Source organism: Rhizobium sp. 57MFTsu3.2, from assembly GCF_012932765.1.
Lineage (GTDB): Bacteria > Pseudomonadota > Alphaproteobacteria > Rhizobiales > Rhizobiaceae > Rhizobium > Rhizobium altiplani.
This window is the reverse complement of record NZ_JDWI01000006.1, coordinates 81783-95486: the sequence shown is the minus strand read 5'-3', so window position 1 is coordinate 95486 and position 13704 is coordinate 81783. Positions and strand designations below refer to the sequence as shown.

General features: G+C 59.8%; 15 protein-coding genes. 4 read left to right on the top strand and 11 right to left on the bottom strand.

The window, feature by feature from the left end; genetic code table 11:
- Positions 1 to 88: 88 nt before the first annotated feature.
- Positions 89 to 1972, bottom strand: coding sequence for an ABC-F family ATP-binding cassette domain-containing protein (locus tag AF71_RS09020; protein WP_029792495.1), 1884 nt, complete (start codon positions 1970 to 1972; stop codon positions 89 to 91).
- Positions 1973 to 2019: 47 nt separating this feature from the next.
- Positions 2020 to 3072: a GGDEF domain-containing protein gene (locus AF71_RS09015; RefSeq protein WP_192304130.1), complete on the bottom strand. Its 1053-nt coding sequence runs from the start codon at positions 3070 to 3072 to the stop codon at positions 2020 to 2022.
- 348 nt (positions 3073 to 3420) lie between these two features.
- Here AF71_RS09015 and ndk point away from each other — a divergent pair, with 348 nt between their 5' ends.
- The gene (gene ndk, locus AF71_RS09010) at positions 3421 to 3843 is read left to right on the top strand and encodes a nucleoside-diphosphate kinase (RefSeq protein ID WP_018116857.1); all 423 of its coding nucleotides are present in this window, start codon (positions 3421 to 3423) and stop codon (positions 3841 to 3843) included.
- 68 nt (positions 3844 to 3911) lie between these two features.
- Here the strand turns inward: ndk and AF71_RS09005 are convergent, their stop codons facing one another.
- Both AF71_RS09005 and AF71_RS09000 read right to left on the bottom strand, forming a co-directional pair.
- A complete protein-coding gene (locus tag AF71_RS09005) occupies positions 3912 to 4415 on the bottom strand; it encodes a hypothetical protein (protein WP_018859163.1) in 504 nt (167 codons plus the stop codon).
- Entirely contained in the window at positions 4412 to 4963 is a 552-nt protein-coding gene (locus tag AF71_RS09000; protein WP_029792498.1) for a CGNR zinc finger domain-containing protein, read from the bottom strand. Before AF71_RS09000 ends, AF71_RS09005 begins: the two co-directional genes overlap by 4 nt.
- A 63-nt stretch (positions 4964 to 5026) precedes the next feature.
- Here AF71_RS09000 and AF71_RS08995 point away from each other — a divergent pair, with 63 nt between their 5' ends.
- Positions 5027 to 5923 carry a branched-chain amino acid ABC transporter permease gene (locus AF71_RS08995; RefSeq protein WP_029792500.1) on the top strand — a complete coding sequence of 299 codons (897 nt, stop codon included), beginning with the start codon at positions 5027 to 5029 and terminating at the stop codon, positions 5921 to 5923.
- On the opposite strand, the gene AF71_RS08990 is transcribed toward AF71_RS08995, so the two are convergent.
- The 5 genes from AF71_RS08990 to AF71_RS08970 all read right to left on the bottom strand — a co-directional run bounded on the left by AF71_RS08990 (position 5924) and on the right by AF71_RS08970 (position 10148).
- Entirely contained in the window at positions 5924 to 6391 is a 468-nt protein-coding gene (locus tag AF71_RS08990) for a molybdenum cofactor biosynthesis protein MoaE (protein ID WP_018859166.1), read from the bottom strand. It lies immediately after the preceding gene.
- A gap of 1 nt (position 6392) precedes the next feature.
- Positions 6393 to 6647, bottom strand: a complete 255-nt coding sequence (gene moaD, locus AF71_RS08985) for a molybdopterin converting factor subunit 1 (protein WP_018116862.1) — start codon at positions 6645 to 6647, stop codon at positions 6393 to 6395.
- Positions 6644 to 7234, bottom strand: coding sequence for a CDP-diacylglycerol--glycerol-3-phosphate 3-phosphatidyltransferase (gene pgsA, locus AF71_RS08980; RefSeq protein WP_018116863.1), 591 nt, complete (start codon positions 7232 to 7234; stop codon positions 6644 to 6646). The genes moaD and pgsA overlap by 4 nt, the downstream gene beginning before the upstream one ends.
- A 110-nt stretch (positions 7235 to 7344) precedes the next feature.
- Positions 7345 to 9384 carry an excinuclease ABC subunit UvrC gene (gene uvrC / locus AF71_RS08975; protein ID WP_029792502.1) on the bottom strand — a complete coding sequence of 680 codons (2040 nt, stop codon included), beginning with the start codon at positions 9382 to 9384 and terminating at the stop codon, positions 7345 to 7347.
- Positions 9381 to 10148: an SDR family oxidoreductase gene (locus tag AF71_RS08970; protein WP_025659805.1), complete on the bottom strand. Its 768-nt coding sequence runs from the start codon at positions 10146 to 10148 to the stop codon at positions 9381 to 9383. The genes uvrC and AF71_RS08970 overlap by 4 nt, the downstream gene beginning before the upstream one ends.
- Before the next feature lie 362 nt (positions 10149 to 10510).
- On the opposite strand from AF71_RS08970, the gene AF71_RS08965 reads away from it, so the two are divergent.
- Entirely contained in the window at positions 10511 to 11143 is a 633-nt protein-coding gene (locus AF71_RS08965) for an outer membrane protein (RefSeq protein WP_018116866.1), read from the top strand.
- A 72-nt stretch (positions 11144 to 11215) separates the two neighbouring features.
- Here AF71_RS08965 and AF71_RS08960 read toward each other — a convergent pair whose 3' ends face one another.
- A complete protein-coding gene (locus tag AF71_RS08960; protein ID WP_169681057.1) occupies positions 11216 to 12049 on the bottom strand; it encodes an oxidoreductase in 834 nt (277 codons plus the stop codon).
- A gap of 113 nt (positions 12050 to 12162) precedes the next feature.
- Between AF71_RS08960 and AF71_RS08955 the strand changes: the two genes are divergently transcribed.
- Positions 12163 to 13068 (top strand): LysR family transcriptional regulator, encoded by a 906-nt coding sequence (locus tag AF71_RS08955; RefSeq protein WP_029792504.1) that lies wholly within the window; start codon positions 12163 to 12165, stop codon positions 13066 to 13068.
- Here the strand turns inward: AF71_RS08955 and AF71_RS08950 are convergent.
- The gene (locus tag AF71_RS08950; protein ID WP_018116869.1) at positions 13059 to 13655 is read right to left on the bottom strand and encodes a glutathione S-transferase; all 597 of its coding nucleotides are present in this window, start codon (positions 13653 to 13655) and stop codon (positions 13059 to 13061) included. The genes AF71_RS08955 and AF71_RS08950 overlap by 10 nt on opposite strands.
- Positions 13656 to 13704: the final 49 nt, after the last annotated feature.

Genomic DNA, 13704 nt, shown 5'->3' with positions numbered 1-13704 from the left:
TTGATGATTATGGTTAACGATCGGTTTCGATCGCCCCGGAACGCGTCGAATCGTGCTCAACCCGACAAGCTTCCAGCCATACTTGTGGCTATCCTGCCATCGCTTCTTCGTATTCGGAGGAAAGCTCCAGCCACTGCTCCTCGGCGGCGGTGAGCTTTGCTGCAGCCTCGCCACGTTGCTTGGCCTTTTCCGCAGCCTTCGCAGGCGCCTTTTCGTAAAGCAGCGGATCCGCAAGTTCTGCATCAAGCGCCTGAATCAATTTCTCCAGCTTGCCGGTCAAGGATTCGATTTCGTTGATCTTTTTCTTGAGCGGCGCCAGCGAAGCGCGCTTCTCGGCATTGAGCTTGCGCTGGTCGGCCCTCGAGGCGGGTTCTTCAGCAAGCTGTGGTTTCTCGTCCTTCTTCTTGCCCGATGCGACAACGAGATCGCGGTACTCGTCCATATCGCCTTCGAAGGTCGTGACGGTGCCCTTGTTGACGAGCCACAGCCGATCGACGGTTGCCTCGATAAGGTGGCGGTCGTGCGAAATGAGAATGACCGCGCCCTCGTAATCGTTCAGCGCCTCGATGAGCGCCCGACGGCTGTCGATGTCGAGGTGGTTGGTCGGTTCGTCGAGGATCAGGAGGTTGGGCGCGTGGAAAGCCGCGAGCCCCATCAGCAGGCGCGCCTTCTCCCCGCCGGAAAGATCCTTGGCCGCGGTGGACATCTTTTCGGTCGCAAGACCCATCTGAGCGACTCGCGCCCGCACCTTCGCTTCCGGCGCGTCGAGCATCAAACGGCGCACGTGATCAACCGGCGACTGGTCCGGAATCAGATCGTCGAGCTGGTGCTGCGCGAAAAAGCCGATCTTCAGGTTAGGCGCGAGCTTGACCTCGCCCGCCTCCGCCGACATGCGACCGGAAATGAATTTCGCGAAGGTGGATTTGCCGTTGCCATTGGAGCCGAGCAGCGCGATGCGATCGTCATTGTCGATCCGCAGATTAAGGCCCTTCAGGATAGGTTTGCCGGGCTCGTAGCCAACAGCGCCGCCGCTGATAGCCACGATCGGGGAGGCAGGTTGCTTTTCCGGCTCGGGGAAGGTGATCGGCTGTACGTGGTCTTCGATGACGGCAGCCACCGTTCCCATGCGCTCCAACGCCTTGACGCGGCTCTGCGCCTGGCGTGCCTTGGAGGCCTTTGCCTTGAAGCGGTCGATGAAGCTCTGCAGGTGTTTGCGCGCCGCCTCGTTCTTGGCTCGCGCCTTCGTCTGCAACTCGTCCGCTTCGGCCTTCTGCCGTTCAAACTGGTCGTATCCGCCGCGATAGAAGGTCAGCTTCTTCTGATCGAGATGGACGATCGAGTTGACGGCGTTGTTCAGCAGGTCGCGGTCGTGGCTGATGACGATGACGGTGTGCGGATATCGGCGCACGTAATCCTCGAGCCACAGTGTGCCTTCGAGGTCGAGGTAGTTGGTCGGCTCGTCGAGGAGCAGCAGGTCGGGCTCGGAAAACAGCACCGCGGCGAGGGCAACACGCATCCGCCAGCCGCCCGAGAAGGACGACGCCGGACGCGATTGCGCCTCCTGGTCGAAACCGAGGCCAGCGAGGATGCTGGCAGCACGCGCTTCCGCGGAATGGGCGTCGATATCCACCAGCCGCATCTGGATTTCAGCGATGCGATGCGGATCGGTGGCGCTTTCCGCCTCCGCCAGCAAGGCTGAGCGCTCCTTGTCGGCTGCCAGTACGATTTCGATCAGCGCGTCTTCCGTTCCCGGTGCTTCCTGAGCGACCTGTCCGATGCGTGCATTCTTCGGGATCGACACGGAACCGCTTTCCGCGGCTACATCGCCGGTGATCACTCGAAACAGTGTGGATTTGCCGGCGCCATTCCGACCGACAAGACCGGCCTTCGTGCCGGCTGGCAGCGAAACGCTGGCGTGATCGAGAAGCAGGCGGCCGGCAATACGTGCGGAGATATCGGAAATCGTGATCATGGCCGGCGTTTTGGCCGAAAGCCGCGATCAGCGCAAGAGCCTCCGGCTCAGCGACCGAAGGCTTGCACGGGCTGCCGTCGATTTGACTGAGCGGCGTGAAGGGCAACGCGTGCATTTGCCTGCAGCTGCGATGCCGTCGTTGCGTCGGCGCTTAGAGCAATGCCGAGCGAAATCGTAAGGCCCGAGGGGGCAGCGTTGTCGGATGCCGCGAATGTCATGTGATCTTCTACCGACGCTCGGAGGCGATCGGCAATCGCCAGAGCTTCCTGCATCCCGACATTGGCGAACAGGAAGGCGAACTCGTCACCATCGGTGCGCGCAACAAGATCGTTCTTCTTGATCGACTTGCGGAAGAGATCCGCGAGCTTCTTCAGGAGGCGCGTGCCGATCTGTGTGCCGTAGCGGCTGTTGAATGCCTTGAAGTCGTCGACGTCGACCATGATGAGGGCGCTGCCGGCAGCACCTTCCTCCCGGTCGTAGAGATCGGCGATCGCCTTATTGAGGGCGATGCGGTTGGGGATCCCTGTGAGCTTGTCGGTGACCGACGCGGAATGAGCAGCAGCGATACCAAGCTCGATTGCTTCAAGGCGTTCGACGTCGCTCTCCAGCCGGGCCTCGATCTCCTTTTCCGAAGCGAGCACGTTTGAGAGGGAGGTCGACAGATACTCCATCTCGCTCATGAAGGAGCCGAGGCTTTGGTCAGGTTTTCCTGCAATGGATTGCAATGCTGTTTCTGCAGCGCGCAGGAATGCCTGCTTCTGGCGCAAGCTGTCCGAAAGTCGGTCCGCCGCGTCGCGCAGCATCCTGCTTGTCTCTGCATGCGAGATTTCGCTTGAGAGACCGCAATGGCTGACGAGCCGATACTTCAGGCCGATTTCATCGAGCGAGGCTTGCCGCGGGCTTGGCCCGAGCGCCGCGATGTCCTGTGCTAGGGCAGCATTCTGGCCGATGATCGCCTCGTACAGGAGTTCGTAGTTGCGCGGCAGGCCGGCAATCGCGAGCCGCGTCATATGCTGGGCGATCCGCTGAATATCGGTGGGGGCGGCGGGCGGGCGCGGTGCGGCTTCTCGTTGTACCTGTGAGTTTGGCGCAGTTCGCATGACGTTCCCCTCGTGCCGACTGTGGCGCCGGCGGTTGGCTTCTCTATGCAACTACCGCGCTAAAAATAGCTTAAATTCGGTCGTTTGTAGTTGAATTGTGGTGCTGAACAGTGAAACGCGGTTAATGGAGCGTATCCATCTGACATTTACTGTCCTGGCGGACGTTGGATGTTGGTTGTAGCGGAACCGGTATCGTGTGGCGAAGCGCGTGTTGGAGACGTCGCTATCAGTCGACGAGGGGCAATCGTTACATGACAGGCGCGTGAAATTGCCCATGCCCACTTGTTTTCAGGCTATCGGGCGGGTAAACACCGCCCACTTTTCCCACGAAATAAAGGAATTTGACCCATGGCGATTGAACGCACTTTCTCGATGATCAAGCCGGACGCAACGAAGCGCAACCTGACGGGCGCTATTACCAAGATGCTCGAAGATGCCGGCCTGCGTGTCGTCGCCTCCAAGCGCGTCTGGATGAGCAAGCGGGAAGCTGAAGGCTTCTACGCCGTTCACAAGGAACGCCCGTTCTTCGGCGAACTCGTTGAAACCATGACCTCCGGCCCGACCGTCGTTCAGGTTCTGGAAGGCGAAGGTGCCATCCTCAAGAACCGCGAAGTCATGGGTGCGACCAACCCGGCAAACGCTGACGAAGGCACGATCCGTAAGGTTCACGCCCTTTCGATCGGCGAAAACTCGGTTCACGGCTCGGACGCTCCGGAAACCGCTGCCCAGGAAATCAAGTACTGGTTCTCCGACACCGAAATCGTCGGCTGATTCAGGCTCTCAGCGAAACCGCTGAAGCTTTTGAATTGACTGAAAGCCGGGGCTTTGCTCCGGCTTTTCTACGTTGAAGGACAGGTTGCGGCAGTATCGTAGTCCACGGTGCCGTCAGGTTTGAAAACCTCGGGGTTCTTCGTATAGAGCGGCCCAACGACGAGGGGCTTGCCGGGCATGACCGACTGATCGAGGCTGGAGATCACCTCGGTCTTCAGGCTCTGCAAGGTTTCGCCCCTGGCATCGACGAGGCGAACGTTCACCGCGTAAGGCTTATCCTTCTTGACGCAATGAAGTGCGGGGCTCTGCAGCGTGATCTTGTCCCAGAACGGATAGATCTTTTCGTTTGTGACCAGCACGTCACCGCCCGCCGGGTTCTCGAACTCCGCGATGGCGACGGTGCCTTCCGGTATCGGCGCCTTCTTGTTCAGGGTCACGACATAGGTCGCGACCGCGATCCTGTAGTTGAAAACGAAGACGCGACCGCTGATCTCGACCAGCTTGTCGGTCTCTCGCTGGCATCCCGTCAGCATTGCGGCTGCAACGGAAACGGCCATCAACAGCGCTTTCATGGCGCTTCCTCCTCTTTCCTGCGGCGATAGTGGCGGCTCGCCTTGGCGCGATTGCCGCACACCGCCATGTCGCACCAGGCGCGACTTCTGTTCTTGCTCCGGTCGATGAAGAGCCAGCCGCAGTTGCGGCAGATCTTCATGCGCTCGGGATCCGGCATCGCGATCAGCCGCAACACCGAATGCGCTGTTGCCGCATCAAGGCCGTTTGCTCCATTGGCGCCACGCAACGTGCGCGCCAGCGCTTCCAGAAGATCGGCGAGCAGCCGGTCATCGGTTTCGCCTGAAACACGAGTCCGGAAATACCTGTCCGTCGCCTCGCGCAACTCCAGAAAGTTTCTTTTGTTCTGTGGGGCCGGAGCGGCCATGTCGCCGAAGAGCGCCCGCTCAGCGCAGAATTCCGCCGCTGCCTGCGGAAAGGCTTCCAGTTGAGCGGGTGCTTCGAAACGGTCGATCCGTCGCGCCCCGTCATGGCGAAGCACGACGCTGTTGGCGACATCCAGCGCCAATGCGCCTCCGGAAAAGCGGTGTGGGGTCCAGGCAAAGCTCATGATGAAAATATAACTGGTAAAATAAGTTTTGCTAGTTATGATTTATGCAATCAGGAGCTTTTGATGGCCTATCTGCTGCAGCAATTGGCGAACGCGGTACCGCTGGCTGCGCTCTATGGTGCGCTTGCCTTTGGCTACGCCGTCGCCTTCGGGGTCACTAAGCGTGCGGACATCACCTATGGCGCGATCTTCGCGTTCTCGGGCCAGATTCTCCTGCTTTTCACGGATCTTGGCTACAACAGGCTCTGGTTGATCCTGCCGGCTGCGCTGGCGCTGGGGGCTCTGTTCTCGCTCATCTATTCGATGCTGGCCGCGGTCTGGATTGGCCGTTCCATCATGCTGCCGCTGGTTCGCCAGTCGTCGAACACCGTGATCGTCGCGGCGCTCGGCATCACCATCGTGCTGATGGAGACGGCGAGGCTCGCATCCGACACCAAGAGCCTATGGCTTTCGCCGTTCCTGAACAGCGTCGTCGTCTTCTGGAATGACGGGGCGTTTAAGGTGACGCTCACTGAGATCCAGCTGATCAATACCGCATTGATGTGCGCCATGATCGCGCTCGGCGTTGCCGTCATGAGGCTGACCTCCTGGGGCCGCGTCTGGCGGGCCGTGACCGACGATCCCCTGGCCGCAGAATTATGTGGCACCAGCGCCGATCGCGTCTTTCTCGTCGCCTACGCGGCGGCTGCCCTGATCGCCACGGCATGCGGCATTCTTGCGACCTTCTATTACGGCACGATGGATTTCGGTGCTGGCCTGATGTTCGGCCTCAAGGTGCTGATGGTGGCAGCCGTCGGCGGATATTCAGATCCGTTGAAGTCGGCCGGCGGTGCCGCCGGTCTCGGTGTCGCGGAGACGATGTGGAGCGCTTACGGCCCTTATCTCTGGCGTGACCTTGTGGTGTTCTCGCTGCTCGTGCTTCTTCTCGTCCTCAGCCGGAGGGAGCGGGCGATACCCTGACTATTTCCATTTGTCGCGGGCAGCGTCATCCGCATCCTTGGCCGCGACCCATCCGCCCGTCGAACCATCCTTGCCGTGCTCCTTCTTCCAGAAGGGAGCGGCTGTCTTCAGATAGTCCATCACGAAGTTCGCGCCATCGAACGCGGCCTGCCGATGCGGCGCCGCGGCGATGACAAGCACGATATTCTCCCGTGCGGCGATCTTGCCGTAACGGTGGATGGCGGTCAGCCCGAGGAGCCCGAAGCGCTCGATCGCAAGGTTGGCGATCCGGCTCATCTCGGCCTCGGCCATGCCCGGATAGTGTTCGAGTTCGAGTGCTGCAAGCTTGCCGCCTTCGTCACGGCACAGGCCCGAGAATGTGACGATCGCGCCGATGCCGCTGGTTTGCGTACTGAGCCGATCGACTTCCGCCTGAAGGTCGAAGTCCTCGCGTTGGACGCGAATATAAGGCTCGACCTTGCTGCTCACTTCAGCCTCCGGTCATCGGCGGGAAGATGCCGATCTCCCTGGCGTTGCCGATCGGTTCGTCATGCTCGACGTGCTCCTGGTCGACCGCGACGCGGATGACGTCTGGAAACTGAAGCGCGGTCTCATATTCTTCGCCCATCGTCTTCAAATGATTCAGAAGGTCGGCAACGGAAACGACGGAAGAGGGCAAGGTCATTTCTTCTTCGGCCTTGCCGATCCGTTCGCGCACCCAGGCGAAATAGACGAGCTTTGTCATTCTTCATCATCCACGATGTGCTTGAGGCCCGCCCGGAAATAGTCATAGCCGGTATAGATCGTCAGCAGTGCTGCGATCCAGAGAAGGCCGATGCCGGTCTTCGTTGTGTAAGGGAAGATTTCGTCGCCAGCAGGGCCAGCGAGCAGGAACGCGATCGCAACCAGCTGCACCGTCGTCTTCCACTTGGCAATCCGTGTCACGGGCACGCTGACCTTCAGGGCCGCCAGATATTCGCGCAGACCGGAGACCAGGATCTCGCGGCAGAGAATGGTGATTGCAGCCCAGATCGACCAACCGGCAATCGTCTGGTCGGCCGCTACCAGGAGAAGAATGGAGGCGACCAGCAGCTTGTCGGCGATCGGATCGAGCATTCGGCCGATGTTCGACGTCTGGTTCCATATGCGGGCGAGATAGCCGTCGAGAAAGTCGGTGATCGACGCGATGATGAAGATCCACAGCGCCACCCATCGTGCCGTATTGCTGATCGCCAGCTTTCCTTCGAGGAAAAAGCACAGCACGATCAACGGTACTGCCAGAATGCGGCCATAGGTCAGCAGGTTCGGTATATTATATGCGCGCGATGCCATGAAACATGTCTCTGAAGTTATGTGCTCGTAGATGACGGCTTTGAGCGTAAAGCGTCAACATTCTTTCTATTTTTTCGCTGCCTTTGCGTGGAATTTGCGACTGACGCCACCTATTTCGCGGCGTCATCATGAAAATGATTATAAACCTGCTTGGCGACGGTCTCCGAAATGCCTTCGACGGTCATCAGATCGGACAAAGCGGCGCGGGAGACCGCTTTCGCGGTTCCGAAGTGCTGCAACAGGGCGCGCTTGCGCGACGGTCCGATCCCGCCGATCTCATCAAGCGGGTTCTTGACCATCTCCTTCTTGCGCCGGGCGCGATGCGAGCCGATGGCGAAGCGGTGCGCTTCGTCGCGCATGCGCTGGATAAAATAGAGTACGGGATCGCGCGGCGGCAGCGTGAAGCTCTCGCGTCCCGGTGGGAAGAAGCGCTCGCGCCCGGCGTCGCGGTCGACGCCCTTGGCAACGCCGATGGCGATCACACTGTCGGTGATCCCCAATTCCTCAAGGATCGCACGCACGGCCGTCATCTGTCCCTGGCCGCCGTCGATCAGGATGACGTCGGGCCAAGCGGGGAAGGGCATGTCGGCGGCATCCGCCGGCGATGCCGGTTGGCTGCGATCGGGAATGCCTTCTTCTTTCAGCAGACGCGAGAAGCGTCGTGTCATCACCTCGCGCATCATGCCGAAGTCGTCGCCCGGCGTGATGTCGGTCGATTTGATGTTGAACTTCCGGTACTGGCTCTTCACGAAGCCTTCCTGTCCCGCGACGACCATGCCGCCGACCGCATTGGTGCCCATGATGTGCGAGTTGTCGTAGATCTCGACGCGCTGTGGCACATAGGGAAGCTTGAAGGTCGCCTTGAACCCCTCGAGCAACCGCGATTGCGACGCGGTTTCAGCGAGTTTGCGGCCATGCGCCTCGCGGGCATTGGCAATCACGTGCTCCACGAGGTCACGTTTCTCTCCGCGCTGCGGAATGAGGATCGATACTTTGTGTCCGGCCTTTTCGCCGAGCGCGGCAGCGAGCAGTTCGAGTTCCTCGACGGTCTCCGACAGCAGGATTTGCTTCGGTACCGGCTTGTCGTCGTAGAACTGCGCGAGGAAGGCGTTCAACACCTCGGCAGCCGAGAGCTGCGGGTCAGCCTTCGGGAAATAGGCGCGGTTGCCCCAGTTCTGCCCAGTGCGGAAGAAGAACACCTGGATACAGGAGATCCCGCCCTCATGATGGATCGCAAAGACATCCGCCTCTTCCACGCCCGCGGGGTTGATGCCCTGGTGACTGGAAACATGCGACAGCGAAGCCAGGCGGTCGCGGTAGACGGCGGCGCGTTCGAAGTCGAGATCCTCGGCAGCGACATTCATCGCCTCGGCCATATGCTCCTTGATTTTCTGGCTCTTGCCGGAGAGGAAATCCTTGGCCTCCTGCACGAGCTCGGCGTAGCCCTCGTCACTGATCTCATGCGTGCATGGCGCCGAACAGCGCTTGATCTGGTAGAGAAGGCAGGGGCGGGTGCGCGTCTCGAAGACGCTGTCGGTACAAGTCCTGATGAGGAAGGCGCGCTGCAGCGAGTTGATCGTCCGACCGACGGCGCCGGCTGACGCGAAGGGACCGAAATAGTCGCCCTTGCGAGCGCGGGCGCCGCGGTGCTTGAAGATGGCCGGGGCGCGGTGGTCCCCCGTGATCAGAATGTAGGGAAACGACTTATCGTCACGTAAGAGCACATTAAAACGAGGCCGCAAGCGCTTGATAAGATTCGCTTCAAGCAGCAGCGCTTCCGTCTCGGTGCGGGTCGTCACGAACTCCATGTTCGCCGTCAGCCGTACCATCTGGGCGATCCGGTTGGAGTGCACGCGCCCGAGCGCGTAGTTGCTGACGCGCTTCTTCAGGCTGCGGGCCTTGCCGACGTAAAGCACGTCGCCGGCTTCGTTGAACATGCGGTAGACGCCAGGGCTGTTGGGCAGTCGCTTGACGAATTCGGCGATCAGGTCGGCGCCGACGAGGCCGGTTTCGTTCACCCCGCCTTCGTTCCAATCGATCGCAGTCGTGGTGGGCGCAGCGGAGACGTCGCTCTCCACTTCGATTTCGTCGTCTGCGTCGTCCGTTTCGTCGTAAAGAACGCCGCCATCCGGCAGCTTTCTTGAATTCATTCCGTAATCTCCGCCACATCGGGCGTCTGCCAGGCAAGATGCTGGCCGCCATCCAGGGCAATCATTTGACCGGTGATCGAGGGCGTTTCGTAGAGGAAGCGAATCGTTTTGCCGAATTCCCCGAGCTGCGGCCCTCGTTTGAGGATAAGCGCTGAAACCTGCGCTTGGAAGTCTTCTTGCGACTGTCGCTCGCTCGGCATCGAGGGGCCGGGACCGATCGCATTGACACGGATACGCGGCGCGAGCGCCTGCGCCATGGTCTGCGTCGCCGTCCACAGGGCGGACTTAGACAGTGTGTAGGAATAGAAGCTCGGCCGCAGCGCCCAAACGCGCTGGTCGATGATGTTGACGACGAGACCATCCGTCTCGTCGGGCAATTGCGCCGCAAAGCCGGCCGACAGAATCGAGGGGGCGCGAACATGGACCGCGAAGTGCTCGTCCCAGGCGTCGGCATCGATGTGGCGGACGGAGTCCTCGTGGAAAACAGAGGCGTTGTTGACGAGGAGATCGATTGGCCCGATCGCTTCCGATGCCCTTTTTATCAGGTCGCTCGTCTCGCCAACTTCCGTAAGGTCTGCCCTTACGGCAATCGCCCGGGAACCGTTTTGCCGCAATTCCGCCGCGAAATTCTCGGCCTCCTCAATCGAGCGGCTGGCATGGATTGCGACCGCAAAGCCATTCGCAGCCAAATCCACAGCGATTGCCCGGCCTATTCTTTTCGCCGCGCCCGTCACCAGCGCCGTTCGAAGTCTTTTCTTGTTCAAAATAATGCCTTTTCGCCGCGCAACTCTGTTCGCTGCTTATATAGGCGCGGGAGAAGATGAGATAAATAGCCGTTTTCATTGCGATGTTGCCGGAATTACTGTATGTATTATTTAAGAATATAATTCCGTAAAATAAGTATTCATGATTTAACCATTCATTATGGTTAACAAATAGTCTGTTGCGGCAAAGCAACATCGAATTTCAGCCGCCCCCGCGCCACAATCAAATCACAATTTGGCTCTTTCAAATCCTTAATTGGGCATCAATTTCCCTTCCGAACCGCAAGGGACATTTGTAATAACCCGCGAATGCTTCGCTGTAGGACAGTTGACGAAGGGCGCGGGTCTGAAAGGAGACGAGTATGCGTACGTTTATTGCTAGCCTGTTGGTTTCGACCGTTGCCCTTGGTGGGTTTTCCGCCGCTTATGCAGCCGATGCCGTTGATCAGATCCCGGAAGCTCCGGTTGCACAGAATGAGCCGGCTCCCGCTGCCAACTGGCAGGGCTTCTACCTCGGTGGTGCCGGCACCTACAACATGGGCGGCTTTGGCAACAAGTACAACGCGCGTGCGCTCGGCGGCCAAGTCTACACCGGCTACAACTGGCAGGCTGGCCAGATCGTTTACGGTGCCGAAGCCGACATCGGCTATTCCGGTGCTGACGGCGCTGCTGGCGGCGGCGAAGGCAAGAACGAAGTCAACGGCTCGATCCGCGGCCGTATCGGCTACGACCTGAATCCGTTCCTGCTGTACGGCACGGCCGGTCTCGCTGCGACCAAGAACAAGTTCAGCAACGCCGCTGGCTCCGACACTGACACGTCGCTCGGCTACACGGTTGGTGCAGGAGCGGAAACCTTCGTCACCAACAACATCACGGCCCGTGTCGAGTACCGCTACACCAACTACGCTGACAGCGACTTCCACGTCGGCGGCGCGAACATTTCGCGTGGCTACGACGAGCACAGCGTCAAGGTCGGTATCGGCGTCAAGTTCTAAGCCGAACATCGAATGCGGAAAAGCCGGGTTCCCATCCCGGCTTTTTTGTTTCTGCGATGAACTGCTTGCGGCCTATTTGGGAAAGTCAGTCGAGACGGCAAGCTCACGCCATGCAGCGAGTTCTTTGGCGACATGGGCGTTCTTGGCTTCGATCACCGCCACGGTATCGCTCCCGAAGGGCATGCGCAGCGGAGGATTGTCCGAATGCGCCAGCGTGACCATCGCCTTGGCAAATCGAGCAGGGTCGCCGGGCTGCTGGTGGTTATGGCCGGCTGCGAATTCGCGCATCGCGCCGACCGGCGTCTCCTTGTAGTCGGCAATCGAGCTGGGACTAACGGCCAGTGAGCTCTCGTCGAGGAAGTTGGTGCGGAAGAAGCCGGGCTCGACGACCGTCACCTTGATGCCGAGTGGGGCCACTTCAGCAGCGAGAGCCTCGGAGATACCTTCGACCGCGAACTTGGTCGAGCAATAGATACCCCAGCCGGCATGCGACTCGTAGCCGCCGATGGACGAGATATTCAGCACCTGCCCCGAGCGCTGGCGACGCATGTGCGGCAGGACCGCGCGGGTGACCTTCAGCAGGCCGAAGACGTTTGTTGCGTAGAGCTTTTCGATCTCCTCAGTGGTTGCTTCTTCCACGGCGCCGAGCAGGCCGAAACCGGCATTGTTGAGCAGGATGTCGATCTTGCCGAAGCGCTTGACGGCTGCTTCAGTTGCCTTGTGCGCCGAGGCTTCGTCCGTCACGTCAAGCGACACGGCGAGCAGATTGGGATGATTGCCGAATTTCTCTTCAAGACCCTTCGGGTTACGCGCCGTAGCGACAACGGCGTCGCCGGCATTGAGAGCTTCCTGGGCGATGAGGGCGCCGAAACCACGCGATGCCCCTGTAATGAACCAAACACGCATGACGATCTCCTTTGTCCGTTGCGCTGCGATTTGCTTACGGAGTGAAGGTAGCGTATTGGCATAACTGAGAGAATTTACGTTGTGTTTCATAGGGTGCTGAGAAAAATTCATCAATGAAACGTGTCCGTTCGACCGATCTTGCGATTTTCCTGGCGATCGCCAACCACCGAAGCTTCAGGAAGGCATCGGTCGAACTGGGTGTCACGGCGTCTGCCCTCAGTCACGCGCTGCGGGCAATCGAGGAACGGTTGGCAGTCCGCCTCGTCAACCGGACGACCCGTGGCGTAGCTCTGACCGAGGCCGGCGAGCGACTGTACGACCGCATCCGACCGGCATTCCTCGACATCGATGCAGCCCTCGACGATCTCAACAGCTTCCGCGGCCAACCGCATGGCAAGCTGCGCATCAATGCGGCGCGGGTCTCCACCAAGCTTGTGCTGTTGCCGATCGTCTCTCGTTTCCTGAAGGCCTATCCATCCGTCGAGGTCGAGATTGTCATCGATGACGGACTGATCGATATGGTGTCATCGGGCTTCGATGCCGGTGTGCGCTTTGGCGAAAGCATCGAGGCCGATATGATTGCGGTGCCGATCGGTCCGCGCCACCGTTTTGCGGTAGTTGCCGCGCCGAGCTACTTCGAGAGCCGGAACCGTCCGTTGACGCCGCACGATCTGCGTGACCACGAATGCGTGCGCTACCGCTTTGCCGGTGGCGCCTTCTATCGATGGGAGTTCGAGCGCGGCGGCATCGAACTGGAGATCGAAGTCAGTGGTCCCCTGACATTGGGCGATCAGGACATTATCCAGGATGCCGTGCTGCGCGGTTGCGGTCTCGGATACCTTTTCGAAGAGCAGGCGCAAGCGGCGATCGCAGAGGGCAGGCTGATACGCGTGCTGGAAGATTGGTGCCCTTTCTATCCGGGCTTCTTCCTCTATTATCCGAGCCGCCGGCAATTGCCGACGGCGCTCCGGGCCTTCATCGATTTCGTCAGGGCCGACAAGGGAACGTCTCAGGTCTGAGGTTTCAGTTCGCCGTAGGCGGCAAACTTCTTTTCGAATTCGCGGCCCCAGCCGATCAGTTCGGCATGATCGGCTTCCCATTGTTCCTTGAAGCGCAGATCGAGATACCCGAGCGTGGCGGCAAGCGCGAAGTGGCCGCCGTGCAGCCGCTTGCCGATCTTTGGCAGGTGCACACTGAGATGGTTCAAGCCGCTGACGGCCTTCTTCCACTGCCGGTCGATCCACGGCTGGTGGACCTTTTCCTCGTCGCGGAAGCGCCGCTCATAAACGATCGCCAGCAGGCAATCGCAGATACCGTCGCATAGTGCCTCGAGGATTTCCGCCTCGGTCCGCTTGCCGTTCTTGGCAGGGTAGAGCTTCTTGCCTTTCAGCCGGTCGAAATAGTGCATGATCGCGACGCTGTCGAAGATTGACAGCCCATCGTCGGTTAGCAGTGTCGGGATTTTGCCGAGCGGATTGTTATCGACCAGGATCGCCGGGCCGGCATTGGTATCCACTCGGATTTCGATGGCGTCGAGCTCCAGATAGCGCGCCGCCATGCGCACCTTGCTGGAATAGGGAGACGTCGGTGCGCAAAGGATCTTCATGGTCATTCTTCCATACGGTCATGTCTTGGCGCGACTATTTCGCGCCAGC